Annotated in this window: 20 protein-coding genes and 2 pseudogenes; 11 read left to right on the forward strand and 11 right to left on the reverse strand. The window is 70.1% G+C overall.

From position 1 onward, the window contains the following. The first annotated feature begins 102 nt into the window (after nucleotides 1–102). From HW837_RS43610 to HW837_RS43625, 4 genes and pseudogenes are all read left to right on the forward strand, one after another. Nucleotides 103–648: a hypothetical protein gene (locus HW837_RS43610; protein ID WP_193382807.1), complete on the forward strand. Its 546-nt coding sequence runs from the start codon at nucleotides 103–105 to the stop codon at nucleotides 646–648. Between the two features lie 184 nt (nucleotides 649–832). Next, nucleotides 833–970, forward strand: a pseudogene (locus HW837_RS49330) (winged helix-turn-helix transcriptional regulator); the annotation flags it as partial. A 730-nt stretch (nucleotides 971–1,700) separates the two neighbouring features. Continuing rightward, nucleotides 1,701–2,591: an SPDY domain-containing protein gene (locus HW837_RS43620; protein WP_196790235.1), complete on the forward strand. Its 891-nt coding sequence runs from the start codon at nucleotides 1,701–1,703 to the stop codon at nucleotides 2,589–2,591. 71 nt (nucleotides 2,592–2,662) lie between these two features. Further along, complete coding sequence (locus HW837_RS43625; protein ID WP_193382805.1) at nucleotides 2,663–3,151, forward strand: hypothetical protein; 489 nt, start codon at nucleotides 2,663–2,665, stop codon at nucleotides 3,149–3,151. A 4-nt stretch (nucleotides 3,152–3,155) separates the two neighbouring features. Here HW837_RS43625 and HW837_RS43630 read toward each other — a convergent pair whose 3' ends face one another. Continuing rightward, a complete protein-coding gene (locus tag HW837_RS43630; RefSeq protein WP_193382804.1) occupies nucleotides 3,156–3,422 on the reverse strand; it encodes a hypothetical protein in 267 nt (88 codons plus the stop codon). A 219-nt stretch (nucleotides 3,423–3,641) separates the two neighbouring features. On the opposite strand from HW837_RS43630, the gene HW837_RS43635 reads away from it, so the two are divergent. From HW837_RS43635 to HW837_RS43660, 6 genes are all read left to right on the forward strand, one after another. Beyond that, entirely contained in the window at nucleotides 3,642–3,983 is a 342-nt protein-coding gene (locus HW837_RS43635) for an SPDY domain-containing protein (RefSeq protein ID WP_193382803.1), read from the forward strand. A gap of 96 nt (nucleotides 3,984–4,079) precedes the next feature. Continuing rightward, nucleotides 4,080–4,292 (forward strand): hypothetical protein, encoded by a 213-nt coding sequence (locus HW837_RS43640; protein ID WP_046915963.1) that lies wholly within the window; start codon nucleotides 4,080–4,082, stop codon nucleotides 4,290–4,292. A 91-nt stretch (nucleotides 4,293–4,383) separates the two neighbouring features. Beyond that, entirely contained in the window at nucleotides 4,384–4,713 is a 330-nt protein-coding gene (locus HW837_RS43645) for an esterase (protein WP_193382802.1), read from the forward strand. Between the two features lie 92 nt (nucleotides 4,714–4,805). After that, nucleotides 4,806–5,042 (forward strand): MarR family transcriptional regulator, encoded by a 237-nt coding sequence (locus HW837_RS43650; protein ID WP_193382801.1) that lies wholly within the window; start codon nucleotides 4,806–4,808, stop codon nucleotides 5,040–5,042. Between the two features lie 32 nt (nucleotides 5,043–5,074). After that, entirely contained in the window at nucleotides 5,075–5,308 is a 234-nt protein-coding gene (locus tag HW837_RS43655; RefSeq protein WP_099964086.1) for a hypothetical protein, read from the forward strand. Between the two features lie 16 nt (nucleotides 5,309–5,324). Next, nucleotides 5,325–6,527 carry a PD-(D/E)XK nuclease family protein gene (locus HW837_RS43660; protein WP_193382800.1) on the forward strand — a complete coding sequence of 401 codons (1,203 nt, stop codon included), beginning with the start codon at nucleotides 5,325–5,327 and terminating at the stop codon, nucleotides 6,525–6,527. A 145-nt stretch (nucleotides 6,528–6,672) separates the two neighbouring features. Here HW837_RS43660 and HW837_RS43665 read toward each other — a convergent pair whose 3' ends face one another. From HW837_RS43665 to HW837_RS43710, 10 genes and pseudogenes are all read right to left on the reverse strand, one after another. Further along, nucleotides 6,673–7,446 (reverse strand): hypothetical protein, encoded by a 774-nt coding sequence (locus HW837_RS43665; RefSeq protein WP_193382799.1) that lies wholly within the window; start codon nucleotides 7,444–7,446, stop codon nucleotides 6,673–6,675. Between the two features lie 197 nt (nucleotides 7,447–7,643). After that, nucleotides 7,644–8,048: a hypothetical protein gene (locus HW837_RS43670; protein ID WP_193382798.1), complete on the reverse strand. Its 405-nt coding sequence runs from the start codon at nucleotides 8,046–8,048 to the stop codon at nucleotides 7,644–7,646. 104 nt (nucleotides 8,049–8,152) lie between these two features. Next, complete coding sequence (locus HW837_RS43675) at nucleotides 8,153–9,922, reverse strand: relaxase/mobilization nuclease domain-containing protein (protein ID WP_193382797.1); 1,770 nt, start codon at nucleotides 9,920–9,922, stop codon at nucleotides 8,153–8,155. Then, nucleotides 9,922–10,692: a plasmid mobilization protein gene (locus tag HW837_RS50525; RefSeq protein ID WP_408996859.1), complete on the reverse strand. Its 771-nt coding sequence runs from the start codon at nucleotides 10,690–10,692 to the stop codon at nucleotides 9,922–9,924. The genes HW837_RS43675 and HW837_RS50525 overlap by 1 nt, the downstream gene beginning before the upstream one ends. Continuing rightward, complete coding sequence (locus tag HW837_RS43685; RefSeq protein ID WP_067020199.1) at nucleotides 10,584–10,808, reverse strand: hypothetical protein; 225 nt, start codon at nucleotides 10,806–10,808, stop codon at nucleotides 10,584–10,586. Before HW837_RS43685 ends, HW837_RS50525 begins: the two co-directional genes overlap by 109 nt. Nucleotides 10,809–10,906: 98 nt before the next feature. Then, a complete protein-coding gene (locus HW837_RS43690; RefSeq protein ID WP_193382795.1) occupies nucleotides 10,907–11,983 on the reverse strand; it encodes a DUF2637 domain-containing protein in 1,077 nt (358 codons plus the stop codon). Then, nucleotides 11,980–12,546 (reverse strand): WhiB family transcriptional regulator, encoded by a 567-nt coding sequence (locus HW837_RS43695; RefSeq protein ID WP_099964092.1) that lies wholly within the window; start codon nucleotides 12,544–12,546, stop codon nucleotides 11,980–11,982. The genes HW837_RS43690 and HW837_RS43695 overlap by 4 nt, the downstream gene beginning before the upstream one ends. A 117-nt stretch (nucleotides 12,547–12,663) precedes the next feature. Continuing rightward, nucleotides 12,664–13,371, reverse strand: coding sequence for an ATP-binding protein (locus HW837_RS43700; RefSeq protein ID WP_193382794.1), 708 nt, complete (start codon nucleotides 13,369–13,371; stop codon nucleotides 12,664–12,666). Then, nucleotides 13,371–14,379, reverse strand: a pseudogene (locus HW837_RS43705) (hypothetical protein). Before HW837_RS43705 ends, HW837_RS43700 begins: the two are co-directional and overlap by 1 nt. A gap of 1 nt (nucleotide 14,380) precedes the next feature. Continuing rightward, the gene (locus tag HW837_RS43710) at nucleotides 14,381–14,701 is read right to left on the reverse strand and encodes a transcriptional regulator (protein WP_193382793.1); all 321 of its coding nucleotides are present in this window, start codon (nucleotides 14,699–14,701) and stop codon (nucleotides 14,381–14,383) included. Nucleotides 14,702–15,114: 413 nt separating this feature from the next. Between HW837_RS43710 and HW837_RS43715 the strand changes: the two genes are divergently transcribed. Then, nucleotides 15,115–16,014, forward strand: coding sequence for a helix-turn-helix transcriptional regulator (locus HW837_RS43715; protein ID WP_193382792.1), 900 nt, complete (start codon nucleotides 15,115–15,117; stop codon nucleotides 16,012–16,014). The last annotated feature ends 52 nt before the right edge of the window (nucleotides 16,015–16,066 follow it).

Raw genomic sequence — 16,066 nt, forward strand, 5'->3', positions numbered from 1 at the left:
TTGGCGCTGAGCGACGACCATCCACCCCGCGACCCGCGTTCCCCCGCCAGCACGACTGCCAAGCCCTCTCGCTCCCGCTGAAATCCCCGAAGGAAGACGCCCATGTCCACCGTGATCTACACCCGCCACCTGGTCGAGCACCGGTACGGCCGCCCGTTGGAGGACCTCCAGCGCCACAGCGCGCATGGCGGTTCGGGAGATCCTGTTCTGCCGGTCGTGCTGCGGCGGCTCGACGGCCTGGCCTCGACGAACGCCCATGCCCGTGCTGCCCGCCGCAATCTCGACGCGGCCTGGCAGCGCTGCCGCAACGGCGAACACGCGCTCGACGACCTCGTGCTGCGGTACGCGGCCGAAGTCGTGGACATCGAACGCCGGGAGCAGTCGGAAGCCGAGGCAGTCTGGGACTTGCTGGACGTCCGCCTCCTCCTGGACCAGCCTGCCGCCCGTCGGCCTTCGACCGTCCGGCGAACCGGCCCTGCGCCGAGTGATGAGGACCTCATAGCCGTAGCCCGAGAGGTCGCCGCCCTTCTGCCCCGGCTCAACCGCGAAGCTCTGCGCCAGGGCCTGCGCGCTCGCGGCATCCACGTCAGCAACCGCCGCCTCGGCACGGTGCTCCAGCGTCTCCGCGCCGAGCGCGACCTTCACTGATCCGCACCCCGCCGTTCGATTCACCCATCGTCATAACGGAGTTACCGCCATGTCCGCCCCCGCACAACCCGCAACCTCCCAGATCGGCTTCGTCGACGCCCGGCGCATCGAGGAGGCACTCTCCCTGATAGCGCCGAAGTGGACCACCTGGTCGGCACAGACCCTGGCCCAGCAGGGCGGCCCCATGCGTGTGCGTGACGTCGCCGCCCACCTCCCCTTCGTCAGCGAACAGTTCGTCGGCAAGCGGCTGGCCCAGATGCACGATGACGGGCTGGTAACCCGAGCCAGTCATCGCCAGGGTGCCCCGTACCAGCTCAGTGGGTTCGGCAACGCACTCTCCCCGGTACACCGGGCGCTGTCCGACTGGTCCCGCGCGCACCTGCCGCTCGGCAAGGTGGCCGGTGCCGAGCGCGTCGAGGACGCCGTGCGTCGGCTGCACCTTCGCCACTCGACCGCCATGATCCAGGCCCTCGACGCGGGCGGGCCCATGCGGTTCGTCCACATCGTCGAACAGACAGGACTGAACAACAGGACAGCGCCTGATCCGGCTTCAGCTCGACGGCCTGGTCACCCGCACCGGACCGCGCCACGGCGATCCGTACGTCCTGACCGCCGCCGGACGGGCGCTGGGCCCGGTCTACGCAGCCGTCGAGCACTGGAGCAACCCCGTCGCCGCACCGCGTCCCGCCCCTGTCCGGGTCGCGGCGGCCACGCGCACCCACACGGGCATCCCGCCGGGGTCGGACGGCATCCGTACCTCAGCGGCCCTGCGGCGGAGCACCGCCGCGCCCAGCTCCCTGTTCAGCCACGCCCCGCAGCCACAACCGCGGGTACCGGTGGCCGTAGCCGCTCAGTCGGCCTCCTCCCGGGGCCGGTGATCCGGGTGGCACTGAGAGCCAGCCGCTTCACGCCGTTGCCACGGCGCCCCCGTGCAGTCCAGCCGTTCGTTCCTCTGCGCACGCGGGCGCGTTCCCCTCCTACACCTCGGAGTCTCGACCGTGAACACCCAGCCCTACGACCAGCATCCCTATCAAGAGGTACTGGTCAGCCCCATGTACCTGGCCGGCTCCAACGGGACCGGGGACGCTGGCTTCGCCCCTGTCAGTCACTGGCCGCACCACTATCTCGACGAGGGCCCCTGCCAGCTCCTCGTCACCTCGCCCGACCAGCGAATACGGATCGGCTGGTTCGGCGACGACTTCGAACTGTGGAAGATCACCGCCGCCGAGGACGCCGTCTCCGCACCCCGCTGGACGGCAACCTTCAACCACGGCACCCCGGCCGAGATCGTCGCCGGGCTCACCAGCGCTCTGGCCCGCGACTACGCCGAAGCCGAGGCCACCGAAGGCAACGCGCGCTTCTTGACGAGCCCGTCGTTGTACTGGGCTGGTGCCGTCCGGCCGCTGACCAATGCCGGCTGGACCCGCGACGGGGCGGCCGAGCGCGGCACTGTCGAGATCATCGCCCCCGACGGACAAGCGGGCGTTCTGATCGACAACCGCCTCTCTGACTGGGACGACGAAACCGTCAGGCTGTGGGCCGGTCCTCCGGGTTGGGGCACGCGGGCGGAAGCGGTCTTCACAGCCCGCACCCCGACCCACCTGATCGCGGCGACCGCAGCCGCCATGTCGGACTCAGCCCCGGCGATTCGTGAGCGGCACCAGATCAACCGCAAGGTGGAGCACCTGGTCACACTGGCCCCGGTCGGCCGAGCCGCCGATCCTCAGATCTCTCGTGCTCCGACCCCACTCGACGTGCGCCGCACCGCTGTCGCCCAGGCCGTCCACCGCGCCGCACGCGCCCCGCAGACAGCAGCCGACCTCCGCGTGGTGGCCGCTCGCAGTCGCACCGCGACTTCGACACAGAATCTGTCGGGCAACCTCGCACACGCAGCCGCGGCCAGGCCGCCGGCCAGCCTGTCGGCCCCACGGCACAGCCGCTGACTCCCGCCCCTGGCCCCTCCGAGACGTCGCCTCTGACCGAAGCAACACCTCCGAATACCGGGAGTTCCGCCATGCCCGACGCCACCGCACTGGATCAGGCCACAGCCATGATCGAGAAAGCCTGGGCCACCCCCATCAACGTGCTGGAGAACCTCGCGGTCCGCCGCCCCGTCGAGGACCCGCTCCTCCGCTCAGCAATGCATATCCGATCGAGCCTCGTCGTCTCGAACAACGCGGTCGCCGTCCACCAGGACCGCTTGCACGCCCTCACGCGGCCCGGTCATGTGCCGGCCTTCCACGACCTGGAGCGGATCACCAGCTCGGCGGTGGACCTGCGCGTCGCGCAGGCCGAGAGCCGCATAGCCCTGCAGGCGATCAGTCACGTGATCGAGGCCCGCGAAGCCGCCGTGACCGCGAACCGGACACCGTCGCTCAGCCTGGCCCAGGCCGCTGTCACCCGCTCCGCGCACGCGCCGCGTGCGCTGGGCCAACCGCCGGACCAGCCTGCCCCGTCGGCCGCTGTCCGCCCCACGGTGGCCACGACCGGGCCCGGACGGTAACCGGTCAGCGGGAGTCTTCGTCGCGATGGGCCGCGCCGAACCGGGAGTCCATCGCGCGGGCCAGCTCCACCAACGTCAGCTCGACGCGCCGCCCGTCCGCGATCCGACGCTCCACCAGGGCTTCCCCGTCACGCTGCCTCCGGGCCTGGATGCCCACAGCCCACTGCCCGTCGGCCACCATCGCTATGTCGCCCGCTGTCCACGGCCGCGCGGCGCCACGGATCTTGCGCTCCAGCCCGGCACCGTCCCAGTGTCTGCTCGACTCCGCCACGGCCTGTCCCTTCTGCTCTGTACGGCCCCGCGCCGCAACCCGGTTACGACAACCGGTCGCGTCGATCCATTCCCCGGCCCACCGACCTCCTCCCCCCTCGGCGGCCAGTTCGCCCACGGCAGACCTCACCTTCCCGGAAACGACTACGTACTTCGGCACACCGCATGTCAACGTACGGACGTCGGGAAAACTCGCAGGTCAACGAAGGGACGCCCACTCGTGAACGCCTCCAGCATCCTCCTGCCAGCCGTCGTCCGCCCCGCCGTGGAGGAACGCGCCTGGCTCTCCAGCGACCACTGTGCGAGCCCGGTACTCGAACTGCTGGGCGGGCTCGGCTGGGCGATCGTCGACACCCCGGAGGCTAACGTGCACTGCACCAGCCCGGACGGCCGCGTCTACGTCGGCTGGCTCCCCGAGGACACCACCGCCTGGAAGCGCGGCATCGTCTGGCAGGTCCGGGTCCACCCCTCCGACGCGGAGCCCTGGATCCAGGAGTTCGGCCCCGACACCCCCTCCGAGGCCGTGGCCGGGTTCCTCGCAGCGCTCATCGCAAGCCGCTGAACCACCCAGCAAAAGGTCTTGCGCGACCAACTCTGCCTCGACGCCCCTGACGCTCTATCACCACACCGCTTCGCCCTCGATCCCGGAGGCTCCCCGTTGCCCCAGCACCTGACCGTCGGCCACCTGCTCCGCCAACTTCAGAACCTCGACCCCGACCTGCCGATCCGCCTGGCTGTCAACCCCGACTGGCCCTTCGCCCACTACGTCGGCACCGACGTCGTCGTGGGCGACGGCATGGCGTTCATCGCCGAAAACGGCCAAGAGGGCTACCTCCCGGCATCGGTCCGCAACGCCCTCGCCTGGGCCTGACCCTCCGTACGGACCTGTCCAGGAGGCCCCGATCTCACCGCGACCCCACCCTTCCACCGATTACCCGCTGCACGCCCTCGCCGTGCGGCCCATGCCGCCGGGAGTGCGCGGCGCACTGGTCCAGCGCGTCTCCGCCCTCCCGGAGGGACCGCTCGACATCTCCTGGCTCCCGGCGGGCACCCCTGAACTCCCGCTCGGCCGTATCCGCCTGCACTGGGAGCCCGCCTCCCACACGGGCTGGGACGTCACCGCCCACCTCGGCCTGGCCACCGCCGAGGTCCTCCTCGCCTCCTGGCCCGCCGCCCCCGACGACTGGCCGCGCCTGGTCCGCCCCACCATCCACGAGGTGACCGGCCTGTGCGCCGCCCTCGCGGTCGCCACCAGCGCCCTGGACCTCTCCAACCGCCTCGCCGAAGTCTGACCGCAACCGCAAGGCCGCCCCTCGCCGAACCGGCAGGGGCGGCCTTGCGGTAACCCCGCCCACGCTCATCACCGACGAACGATGAGGACACGATGGCCGACGAGCAGCAGCTCTGGAGGTATCCGGAGGTCGCCGCCCACATGGGCATCAGCGTCCGGGCCGCCCGCAGCCGCAAGAGCCAGGACACTCGGCCGGAGCCCGACGACATCAGGGTGCAGGACCAGCCACGCTGGAGGCCCGCCACGTTGCAGGACTGGCAGCCGGTCGGCCGAGGGTTCCGCAGCGACCTGCACGGCACTGCCTCTCACGACGGCACCGCATCCGGCTGACCGTCAGTCGTTCCCGCCCGTAGGCTGCGGCCATGACGACCGACTCGCCGATGCCGTCCCCGCCGTTCCCCTCGCCCGACAGCGCCGTGCTCCGGCTGATTGTCGGCAACGCCATCGCGTCGGTCCGCAGCGGCGAAGCCTCGGTGGAGGAGGCGATCCTCCACGCAGCCGTCCACGGCTGGTACGAGGGCCATGTCCAGGGCGAGGACGAGTGCCCCGGCTGCGACTTCCGGGGCGAGCTGCCCAAGCACAGCAACCGCGGCTGAGCAGGGAGCCACTCGCATGGGAGACGAACGGCTGAACGAGCAGTGGTGGTCCGCCGTCTGGGCAGACCTGGAAAGGCAGCGTAGGGCTCGTCCTTGGATGCCTGGTCCCTCGACTGTGATGGATGTCCTGCAAACCAGCAGGAAAGAGAGATCTCACCAACTCTTGATCGGCTGGCTGCTCGACCCCCGCCAGCCGCACGACCTCGGAACCGCCGTCCTCACCGGAATGCTGAGGGTGCTGGGCAAGGCGCACCTCGTCGAAGCCGAGGGACTCGCTCGGGTCCGGGTGGACCTGGAGGTCGTCAAACCGGGCTCACGCGCGGACATCGTCATCTCCACCTCAGCGTTCAAGCTCGTAGTCGAGCTGAAGGTGCACGCGGACGAAGGCCGTGAGCAGACGAAACGCCTTGCCGACGACCACGCTCAGCAGCAGGAACTCCTGCTGGTGTTCCTCACGCTCCACGGTGACGACCCGGCGGACGAACGCTTTACACCGATGAGTCTGCGCACCTTCGCTTGCCTGCTCCGGAGCGCTCTTGAACAGGCCCCTGCCCCGCTCACCCCCCATACGCGCCGTGGCAGGGAAACGGCAGGGGATCTTCTGGACACCCTGGAAAGGATGACCGGCATGGCCCCAACGGACCAGGCTGCGGCGCGGATCTGGCTCACCTACGGCCAGCACTTGCCCAGTGCCAAGGCCGCAGCGCGCGACGTGCTCAAGCAACTGCCAACGGCTGTCGCGGCGGTGCTGAACCGACTTGACCTGAGTGAGCCCGTGAAGGTTGTCGGCCCGTTTCCCTACCAGGCAGTTGGACACAAGAAGATACGCGGAGACTTCGGGACGTACCCCGAGTTGGCGGTGCTCCTGGTCAAGCCAGGATGGTGTACTGCCGACGGCAGCCCTCGGGCCGGCGTTGGCTACGGGACCCGCGCCGAGCCTGACCCTTTCGACTTCGGTGGAGATCTGCGTCCCTTCCTGGGGATCCGTGCCGAGGATCCAAGGGTTAACGAGTACCTCTCAGCCGCCTGCGACCCGCAAGATCGGCCGTTCTGGGATCAGTGGCCGCGTTGGGAAGAGCTCGACTTGACTCCCCCTGGCGAGGAAGACGATCTCGTTGCGGCGTACTCAGATCGAGCAGCCGCGCGAATCACGGCGCTGTGGGAGCGTAATCACACCCTGATCGACCAGGCTGTGGCTCTCAGTGAGGCCAGCGGCTGATGGAGCAGCTCACCTGCAGTGGCGGACTCTCGCCGGTCAGCAGACCACAAGCACGAGGCCCGGGACACATCCCTCTCGGTCTACCGCATGTCTGCCGAACGCGGTTTCCTCGTGCGCTCCGTGTGCCGTCCCGAGCCTCCGTGCCCTACAAGGCCCGGTGGCTCACGGTGTCGTCGTCCGCCACCTCGTACAGATCAACCCTGAGCAGTTGTCGAACAGCGGCCGGAACCCGCTCGGCAGCCTTTACGGATGAGGTCGGCACGATCAGGGCGTAGCGGGTGTTCGGGGACCCGTCCGTCATCCGACGCAGGAGCTGCCCGTACACGATGTCGACGTCTATGCCCTTCTCCTTCGTGCGCCCCTTGGCCTCCCCGATCAAGCGCTCATCACCACGCAGGGCTTCGATGTCGGTCCACTTGTCGGTGGGAGTGACTGGGGTCCAGCCTTCGGCGATCAGCCAGCACCTGAACACATCGATCACGCGGTCTTCGTCGCTGGTCCGCGCCAGGAGGTTCCGCACTGCCTCCAGGTCAGATACTCGGGTCCTGCGCAACCGGCCTCTGCCGTCAGCATTGAGGTCAGCCGGACGGATCACCACGAGTCGTAGGCCGTGCGCGGGAATCTCGGTGTCTCGACGGGCGTCGTACAACGCGCGCTGTTCGCCGCGGTGCACACCGCTGATGGTCAGTATCTCCGGCTTGTCGAAGATCGGTACCGGCTGGTCGTGCTGGAGTTCGCGGTATTCAACTACTAGTTGGTGGCAGGGCCAGTACGAATCGACTGGCAGCTTCACTCGCCGTCCGGTGGCTCCGGGATCTCCAAGCAGCCAATCGAACCGATGCCCCTGTCGGCCGACTTCCCCGAGAACCTCGTCACACATGCCGAGTACGTACGCCTCGTCGCTGTCTTCTCTGCTCATGGCTACGGAGAATGCCACCCGCCAGTGACAGCGAGCCCGGATTCGCCGAGCCGCCCCCTCCGGCGGGAAGCGGCTCGCGCTGCCCTCCTCAGGGGCGAACGTCAGCACTGCTGAGCTTTCGGAACCAACATCCATACAGGTCACAGCAGTTGATTTCGGGATTTCGAGAACTGTTGCGACGGATGCAGTTCGGCGCGTTAGTCCAGGTAGGTGCCGGCGAAGGCGCCGTCGAAGCCGAGTGCGATCAGGCCCTGCTCGACGCTGGGGTAGGTCGTCCCGTCCGGGATGGCGATCATGGCGTCGAAATCGGCGCGGCTGATCTCGGGCTCGAGCCACTGGTTGCCGCAACGGCAGCGGACCCAGACATTGCGGCCGTGGTTGATGAGCAGCCAGTCGCGCCGGGCCCGGCAGGCCGAGCACAGCACGGGGATGCCGCGCAGGGACAGCTCCGGCGGATGGCTGAGGCATCGCGTCGCTCCGGGGCCGCTGGGCGGCTGCGTCTCGTACTGCTGCTGCAGCAGCGGATCACTTCCGGCGGGCGCGGCGGGCAGGACGGGGGTCGGCTCTACGTGGTGGTCGGTCGTTCTGAGCACGAGCGTCATCTCCCGGTCGAGGGCCTTCTCTTCATCCGTAACAGCCGGTGGAATCGGTTGTCCAGGGGTTTCGCGCAGTCGGCAGGCCGGTGGCGGGCCTGCCGGACTGCTGGTCAGCGGCGCGGCGGGCGGCTGTGCGGGTCCGGTGCGGCGGGCCTCGGCGAGGCCGGGGGCGCGGTCCGGACGCTGGCCGGGTTGGCGGGAGGCGTGGCGCGACCGGTGCCGGCCTGCGGGCGTCGAGTAGCTTCGCCCGGGTGGGCGGGGAGCTGGGCGAGGCGGCGCAGTCGCCAGACCAGGACGTCGTTAACGTCCTCGGCCGTGTCGAGTTCGCGCATGGCGATGACCTCCTTCAGGAGGGCCTTCGGGTCGTGGCCTGCCTGCTCGGCCTGAGCCAGGGTGGCGGCCAAGGCGTCGTTCTTCGTGCTCGTGCCGGGTCGGGTGCGGTTCTCGGGCAGGACGGTGCGGATGGTGGTCTCGTAGGCACGGCGCTGGGCTTCCGGCAAGGCTCGTCCCTGGTCGCGCAGGGCCTGCATGGGTGTGGCGGCGGCTTGGCGGTAGGCGGCGCGAAGGTGCTCGGCGGCCTGCCGGGAGGCTTCGGCCTGCTGGGCGTGACCGCGTGCGGAGTGCCAGCGTGCTGCGGCCAGCGCCACCAGCACGAGGGTGGAGACGAGCATGGCGGTGGTGCCGCCGTCTTCTCCTCGGCCGAGCGCGCCTCCGGCCTGGATGATGCCCCGGGCCGCCGAGCGGATCGCCCGGGTGTCGGCGCGTTCGGCTCGGACGTGGCTGCGGGTGGCGCGTTCGAAGGAGCGGGCGGCGGCGCCGAGTTCGGCGCGGGTGGCGGCCGGGGAGGTCTGGGCGACCGCGTCCAGGAGTTCGCCGACTCCGACGAGTTGGCCTGCGGCTTCGTCGTCGTCGCTGTCCAGGAGGACTGCGGCTCGCTCGGCGATCCCGGTCGCGGTGCGTCGCCACCGTGCGGGAGGCGACCAGTTCGACCGGCCGCTGTCTGCTTCCGGCAGCGGGGCCTCGTCGGGGGTTCCGCCGGCGAGGCGGCGCTGGATCTTCGGATAGGAAAGGTCGGGGGCCAGGGTCGAGCCCGCAAACCAGACCGGCTCGCGGTCGCGGTTGCGGTCTCCGGGCAGCGCGACCGTGTAGCCGAGAATGTCGCCGGAAGGCGCGTGCCGCAGCTTGACGCGCAGGCCCGCCTCGCGAAGGCGGGTGAAGAACTCGGCTTCGCTGGCGGCTCCGGCGACGGCCTGGCGGACGGCTTCGCGCAGCGTCTCGCGCGGTGTCTCGGGCCGGCCGGTCCGCTCGGCTTTGAAGCGCTCGGCGCTGGTGGGCGTCTTGGCTCCGGTGCCGTCGCCGGGCTTGAGCCGACGCAGGCCCATCTCCTGTTCGATGCGACGGCATTCGGCCTGAGCCTTCTTGAAGTCGTAGTTCATCCTCGGGCGGCGCAGGTCGCCTCGGACCATGGTGGCGAGGATGTGGATGTGGTCGTCAGCGTGGCGCACCGCGACCCAGCGGCAGCCGTCAGGATCGCCTTCGGGGGCGAGGTTGACCGCGTGGACCAGACGGCGGGCGACGGTGTTCCACTCGTCGTCGGTCAGGGTCCGGTCGCCGGGGTCGGTACGGACCGAGCAGTGCCAGACGTGCTGGGCCGGCGCCTGGTCGCCAGCCTGCTTGACCCGCAGGTCCAGGGCAGCAGTGAGCCGGGCGAGGGTGACCTTGGGGTCAGGGTCGGGGCTGGTGTCACGGCCGGGGTCGGGGGCGAAGCCCTCCCAACTGCCGACGAGGTGGGGGTCCGTGTGCTCGTCGCGCTTGCCGGGGCCGTACAGGTAGACGAGCAGGCCGTGGGTGCGCGAGCCGCGTCGGATCTTGGGGACCATCAGAGGCGCTTCTTCACCAGGATGTCGGCCGCGTCGTCCACGCGGGTCAGGACGCAGTTCACGGTCGTCAGGGCGCGGTCGAGTTCGCCGGGGAGGGGCTGTCCTCCGGCGTTGTAGACGAAGGCGATTTGGTTGATGTTGTTGCCGACACGGGAGATGGCGGTGCGCAGAGCGGCCAGCTCGTCGATGGCGGCATCGAGCTGTTCGTTGGTATGCACGATGGTCGAACCGCGGGCGACAGCGAGGCCGGCGGCGGCGAGGAAACGGGCCACGGTGACGGCGCGCTGCTTGGCGGCGGCAGTGATCTCGGTCTTCTCGGTGTCGGACAGGCGAGTGGTCATCTTGTGGGTGCGCTGGCTCAGGTTGCGGGTGCGGCGGCGCGGCTTGCGGTCGGGGAAAGCAGGTTGGCTCGGGCTCTGCTGTTCGCGCGGGGCGCGGTCGTCTGCTTCTCCTCCCCCGACGGGCGCCCTCTGGTGCCGGGAGTCCGGCTGGTCCCCGTGCGCCCTCGCTCGGGGAGCAGCCGGACTTCCCCCGCTCCCCTGGGCGGGGGCAAGTGCGTACGACGGGCCGTAGGACCGTCGTATGCGACAACTTGCTCCGCCTGGAGCCGAGTTGGGGTCACGCTGCGGTCCGGACGTGGTGGCCGCCTGGTCGTTGGCGGTCACCGGCCCGCCTCCGCGTCCTGCTGACGGATGTCGCGGACGATGCCCTCGATCCAGTCCATGGCCAGGACCGGGTGGTGCAGAGTCCAGGGGCGGCTGTGTCGGCACCGTTGCACGGTCCAGGTGTTGTCGGGACCGGACTCGGCTCGGTGGATGTGGCCGCGCTGGTGCAGGACGGTCAGCCAGGTGTCCACCTCGGCGGGTGTCGCGGGCTTCGTGCGCATGGCGGTGCTCTCCGGTTCACGGGAGGACGTCGTGGGGCGGGCTGTCCGGGGCGGGTGACCGGCCGAGGTGCTCGGTCACCGCCCCATGGGGTGTGCGGTCAGTTCCTGGGGGTGGTGACCGACCGGCCGTGCTGCTGACGCAGCTGGACCATCAGGGCGGTCAGCGTGTCGCTGGAGAGAGGGATCTGCTGACCGCGGATCGCCTGGGCGACCACCTTGCGGGTCAGCTTGTCCTCGGCCCTGACCGCCGACCGGGCGATCTCCAGCAGCTCCTCGGTGTCCGGGTCAGGTCGCCGGCCACCGGTTGCCCGGGGAGTGCCGTCAGTGACCGGTGGCGGAGTGACCGGCCGGTCAGTCGCCGACGGGAGGTTGTCCGGGTGGCCCTTGACCGGCTCGGTGACGGTCTGTCGGTCACTGACCGCCGGGGTGGTGTCCGGCTGTCCGCCCAGGTCAGCAGCCTTGGTCTCCCTGTCACGATGGCTGCTGTCTGGGCTGCCGCTGTCCGCTGGGGCGCTGTCCCCGGCCAATGTCCGGGCATCCGGAGTCTGCTTGTCCAGGGACGGGCGGGGCCGGTCGGTCAGGGCGGTGGCCAGCTGTCCGGCGGTGACCTGACCGGGCGGCGGCGGCTGGCGGCTGGCCTGGTCAGTCCGAGTGACCGGGAGACGCTCGGACTGACCGGACTGACCGGGGTGACCGGGGTGACCGAGGCCATCGCGGTCACTTCGGTCGCTGGCCTTGACCGGCCCCCGGGCGATGAGGATGTATAGGTGCACCGCTCCGGCCAGGGCCAGCGGGGCGATGGTGGACAGCACCGCGACCACCGTGTCTCCGAGCCGCAGCCCGGTGGCCGAGGTGTTCTCTTCGTTGAGCCTGACCGCGTGCAACGCGTTGGCCCAGATGCTGGCAGCAGTGGCCGTGCCGAAGAGCGTCCAGACGTAAAGCCGGGCGCGCAGCGGTGCGTCGCGCAGGACCAGCAGAGCGCGAATGCCGTACGCGATGAACCCGTCGATCACCAAGGGGAAGAGGTAGGTCAGCAGCCCCCGGACGTGGATGGCGACGGCCATCTGCTGCAGGGCGTCGTACGACAGAGCGCATCCCGCACCACCGAGGGCGATGACGACCGCGCGGTCCCACCCGGTGACATGCGCCGTGCTCGGCGCGCTCGCGATGCTCACGCCGCCGTCCCGAAGTCGTCGCGGCCCAGCTGCTTGCCGTCGGTCTCAGGGGGTGGGGTGTTCTGCGTGGTCTGCTCCAGGTCTCGGTTGCGCAGGGCTCGGCGGGTTTCGCGGTACAGCTTCTGGGCGTGCTCTTCGCTGATCTTCAGGAGCCAGGCCAGGCGCTGTTCGGTGAGGCCGTGGCGGTAGGCGGCACGAACGACCGCGCGGCGCTCGGCCTTGGTGAGGTGGACGTCGCGCCCGGCGACGGTGGCGTTGACCCGGCTGTAGTCGAGGCGGCTGGAGATGTTCTCGTGCAGCGGCTCGCGCTCCTCCTCGGTCATCCCGCCCCGTATGCCGTGGGTGTCGCCGCCTTCCAGGGCGGCGTCCAGACAGGTGCGGCGGACCGGGCACTGGCCGCACAGCGACTTCGCTGCGGCGATCTTGGCGGTCTCGTCGGGCTCGGGGAAGAACATGTCGGGGTCCACCGGGTTGTGCTCGGTGCTCTGGCAGACGGCCTGGTCCTGCCAGGTGTGGTCACCGAGCGACCGGTGGCGGGCAGGGCTGATCGTCGTGGTGGTCATGCGGGTTGCTCCGATCGCTCTCCGCGCGCAGGGGTGTCGGCGGAGGGGTGCGCTGGGTCGGGAGGTGCATGGGGCAGCGCGCTGGAGGCGCGGCCCGGCGGTACGGCCGGCGGTGGGTCAGGCGGCGGGGCGGTGGCGTCTGCGGTCGACCGGCTCGAACCCGACCCGGGTGGTCATCTGCGCGAGTCGGGAGGTGACGCGGTCGCCGAGGTAGGCCCGGAGGTCCTTGATCGCCAGGTTGGTGGTGATCAGCGTCGGGAGCATGTGGTTGTACCGGCGGTTGATCAGCTGGTACGTCACTTCCTCGACCCACTCGGACGCCTTGGCCGCGCCGAGGTCGTCGATGATCAGCAGCGGGCACCGGCTGACGTCCGCCAGCTCCCGCTCGCTGTCCACCCCGGGGCGAGGGCGCAGGTCGGCGTACAGGTCGGCGGCCGTCGTCGCGCGCCACCTCACGCCCACCCCGGTCCGCACCAGCTGTCGGACCGCCCCGTACGCCTGGTGCGTCTTGCCCGCGCCGACCACCCCGGCCAGCAGCAGACTCGGGCCAGTGGTGACCTGCCGCCGGGCTCCCGGGCTGGGCGCGACGGCCTGCTGGGCGACGTCCCGGACCCAGTCCAGGACCTGCGGATGGTCGGCGACCGCACCCTGGTAGCGCGGGGGCATCGCGGCCAACAGGGCATCCAGCGGGGAGAAGGAATCGGGCTCGTCGACCAGAGCAGCGACGGCTGCCGGGTCGATGTTGCGGGCGGCCAGGATCCGGGCCATCCGGTCCAGGGTGCCTGCGCCGCCGAGAGTCTGCGGGTCGCGGGTACGGGTGCGCATCACAGCTCCTCGGCGTAGGCGGCGGCAGCGTCGACCGGGTTGGTCCACGCCTGGTGAGCGGGCACGTTAGGCCGGTTTCCCGGCCGCGCCAAACCGGCCGCTCGTGCGTTCATGGCGTCGTTGACCAGGCTCGGCAGGCGGCTGGGGTGGCCCTGGATCTCCGCGAAGCGCTTCAGTCCGGCGCGGACGTGCTCCGGGGCGATCCCCTCGCCGAGGAGCTTCTTGGCGATGCGGCCGATGTGTCCGATCACGTCGCTGGGCGGACGCTCGTCGCACGCGGCGACGTACTCGCCGATCAGGTCGTTGACCGAGACGGTGGTGGCGGGCGCTGTGCGCCCCGTAGGGAATGAAGATCCAGGATCCAAGATCCTGGATCCAGGCGCCGAGCCCTCTCCGAGGCTTCGGGGAGCCCTCGGCGAATGCCTCCCGACCTGCGGCTTTCTTGTCACTGTGATCAGGGGTGCTGGCGAGGCCGACCAGGGGGTCCTGCCGGGCGGCCGGGGCCCCGCTTCGGGGGATGGGAGGCGTCGGAGCGGGCTGCGCGGGCAGATCGAGGGTTTGGGGAGCGTTCGGCGAAATCTCGGCGAGTCCTCGGGTAGGGGTGGGCGACGCTTCGGGGTGCCGGGTGCAGGTCCCCTTGCAAGGACCACACCGGGCTGCCGCGTGGTGCTGCGGGCAGGAGGGCAGCCGGGACTGGCTGGCCTTGTCGATCTTCTGGTGCTCGAACCAGGTCACGACATGGAGGTAGCGGCGTCCGTCGCAGCCGGTGTACCGGCAGAGCAGGCCGGCGTTGGCGAGCTGCTGGAGGTCGTCCTCGACGTGGACCGACGTGTGCTCGGCCCGCAGGGGCCAGAGCAGCCCCGCGATGATCGCGGCGTTATCGCGATGGCGGCCGTGGTCGTCGGCCTGGGTGAGGAGGCCGAAGAACGTCCGCTCCGCCTCGACGCTCACCTCGGCGAGCGACTCGGAGAAGAACGCCTCCGGCTTGATGGTCCGGATCCGTGCCATGTCAGCGGCCTCGACCGACGAGATCGCTGCGGGTGAGGGTCGCGGTGGTGAGGTCGAGGTTGTGAGGGCGGGTCCAGTTCACGTCCGGCCAGACCCGCATGATCCAGCGTGCCGCGACCCTGGCGGTCGTCCGGCTCAGCTCAACCGTTGCCCCGCCCGCGTCCTTGGCAACGGTGTGCGGGTGGGGCCACATCTGCGCGGGGTCGGTGAGGCTGACGCGGATGGTGGCCGCCCCGGGGATCATGTCGGCGAGCTGGGCCGCGAGGCGGTGCCGGCGGGCCGTGTCCGGGCATGCCGGGGTTTCGCTCGGCATGGCGAGCATGTGATACTCCGTTGTTCGTAGGAGTGCGGTGCGGCGGTTCTCGTGCAAAAGCCCCGCTGCCCGCGAGATGTGAATCGGCGCCTTCGGGGTGCCGGCCCGGCGTCCAGGAGTTGGTAGCTCCCGGGCGCCGGTGCAGTTTTCCGGGCTTACCCGGCCCGGTCGGTCTGCCCGTCTCGTATACGTGCCTCCTTCTTGCCCTCGCTCCCCAGGCGGGCTGCCCGGCGGGCGACGACGAACATATGCACAGGTCGCGCCAAGATCCAGCCCTATCCGGAGGCGCCACAGAGAGGCCGAAGGCGAAGATCGAGTAGGGGTGCGGAGCCCCCCGCCTTTCGCTAGGCTGAAGCTATTCCGACTCAACGAAAAAGTCAACGCGTCGACGTTCCTTCGGTTTGACGAAAAACGAGGTTGAGATGTCTGCTCGTCACTTCGACCGACATCGTGTGCGCACGGTGCGGCGAGCTGCCGAGATCTCGCAGGCCGAGGTGGCTGCGGCCCTCGGCGTGGCCGACTCGACGGTCGCCGGCTGGGAATCCGGGGATGCGGTCCCCGATGCGGAGAAGTTGCCCGCGCTGGCCCGTGTCCTCAACCGGGGGCTGGATGGCCTCTTTCCGCGTACCGGACTGCCTGATCTGACGGACCTGCGGTGCGATGCCGGCTACTACCAGTACGAAACGGCATCTTTGATCGGAACCAAGAGCGCCGGTCCGGTGGCGGGAGCCGAACGCGGGGAGCGGCGACTCAAGGACAAGTACGTCCCGGCCCTGGCGTCGGCGTACCGGGTGAGCGAGGAGGAGCTGCGGCGGGCAGAGGACCGGTCGATCGCCAAGGCCCAGGAGACACAAGCCGGCCAGTCCGCCGAGGATGGCGGCACCGTCCCGGCCTCCTCGGGGCCACCCGGCACGCTGGGCGAGAAGATCACTCTGATCCTGGAGCGCTCGTACCCCGGGCAGCAGGGGCCGCCGACGGACTCGGAGATCGCCGACGCCGTCAATGCTCATGCCGGGTCGAAGGTCATCACCGGGGAGGGCGTCCGGGATCTCCGGACCGGTGTCGCGGAATCGGCTTCGCCCGTCGTTCTTGAGGGCCTGGCCGCCTTCTTCGGTGTGTCCCCGATGTACTTCCAGCCGGACTATGCCGTGGCCCGTCAGGTCTACGAGGGCCTCCGGCTCCTGTCAGCGTCGAGGAGCGGGGCCGTGGGCCGGTTCAGGGGTCGGGGGACGGGCTCCCAGGGATTGCCGGCGAACGTCATGGAATTCGTCAACGACCTGGTCACGGAGCTGGAGCAGAGAGAACCGGAGGCGAACGAGTAGCGCCTTGTCCGGGACTCCGAAGAGCCCCGGACGTGCTGTCACCTACGCCTGT

The sequence above is a fragment of the Streptomyces caniscabiei genome, from assembly GCF_014930365.1.
In the GTDB taxonomy this organism is placed as follows: domain Bacteria; phylum Actinomycetota; class Actinomycetes; order Streptomycetales; family Streptomycetaceae; genus Streptomyces; species Streptomyces caniscabiei.

Coding starts and splice junctions, on each gene's coding strand:
- HW837_RS43620 (WP_196790235.1), top strand. CDS start 1,701: ATGTACCTGGCCGGCTCCAACGGGACCGGGGACGCTGGCTTCGCCCCT.
- HW837_RS43710 (WP_193382793.1), bottom strand. CDS start 14,701: ATGCTCGCCATGCCGAGCGAAACCCCGGCATGCCCGGACACGGCCCGC.
- HW837_RS43655 (WP_099964086.1), top strand. CDS start 5,075: ATGACGACCGACTCGCCGATGCCGTCCCCGCCGTTCCCCTCGCCCGAC.
- HW837_RS43625 (WP_193382805.1), top strand. CDS start 2,663: ATGCCCGACGCCACCGCACTGGATCAGGCCACAGCCATGATCGAGAAA.
- HW837_RS43700 (WP_193382794.1), bottom strand. CDS start 13,371: ATGCGCACCCGTACCCGCGACCCGCAGACTCTCGGCGGCGCAGGCACC.
- HW837_RS43650 (WP_193382801.1), top strand. CDS start 4,806: ATGGCCGACGAGCAGCAGCTCTGGAGGTATCCGGAGGTCGCCGCCCAC.
- HW837_RS43660 (WP_193382800.1), top strand. CDS start 5,325: ATGGGAGACGAACGGCTGAACGAGCAGTGGTGGTCCGCCGTCTGGGCA.
- HW837_RS43695 (WP_099964092.1), bottom strand. CDS start 12,546: ATGACCACCACGACGATCAGCCCTGCCCGCCACCGGTCGCTCGGTGAC.
- HW837_RS43670 (WP_193382798.1), bottom strand. CDS start 8,048: ATGACGCTCGTGCTCAGAACGACCGACCACCACGTAGAGCCGACCCCC.
- HW837_RS43610 (WP_193382807.1), top strand. CDS start 103: ATGTCCACCGTGATCTACACCCGCCACCTGGTCGAGCACCGGTACGGC.
- HW837_RS43675 (WP_193382797.1), bottom strand. CDS start 9,922: ATGGTCCCCAAGATCCGACGCGGCTCGCGCACCCACGGCCTGCTCGTC.
- HW837_RS43665 (WP_193382799.1), bottom strand. CDS start 7,446: ATGAGCAGAGAAGACAGCGACGAGGCGTACGTACTCGGCATGTGTGAC.
- HW837_RS43645 (WP_193382802.1), top strand. CDS start 4,384: ATGCCGCCGGGAGTGCGCGGCGCACTGGTCCAGCGCGTCTCCGCCCTC.
- HW837_RS43715 (WP_193382792.1), top strand. CDS start 15,115: ATGTCTGCTCGTCACTTCGACCGACATCGTGTGCGCACGGTGCGGCGA.
- HW837_RS43685 (WP_067020199.1), bottom strand. CDS start 10,808: ATGCGCACGAAGCCCGCGACACCCGCCGAGGTGGACACCTGGCTGACC.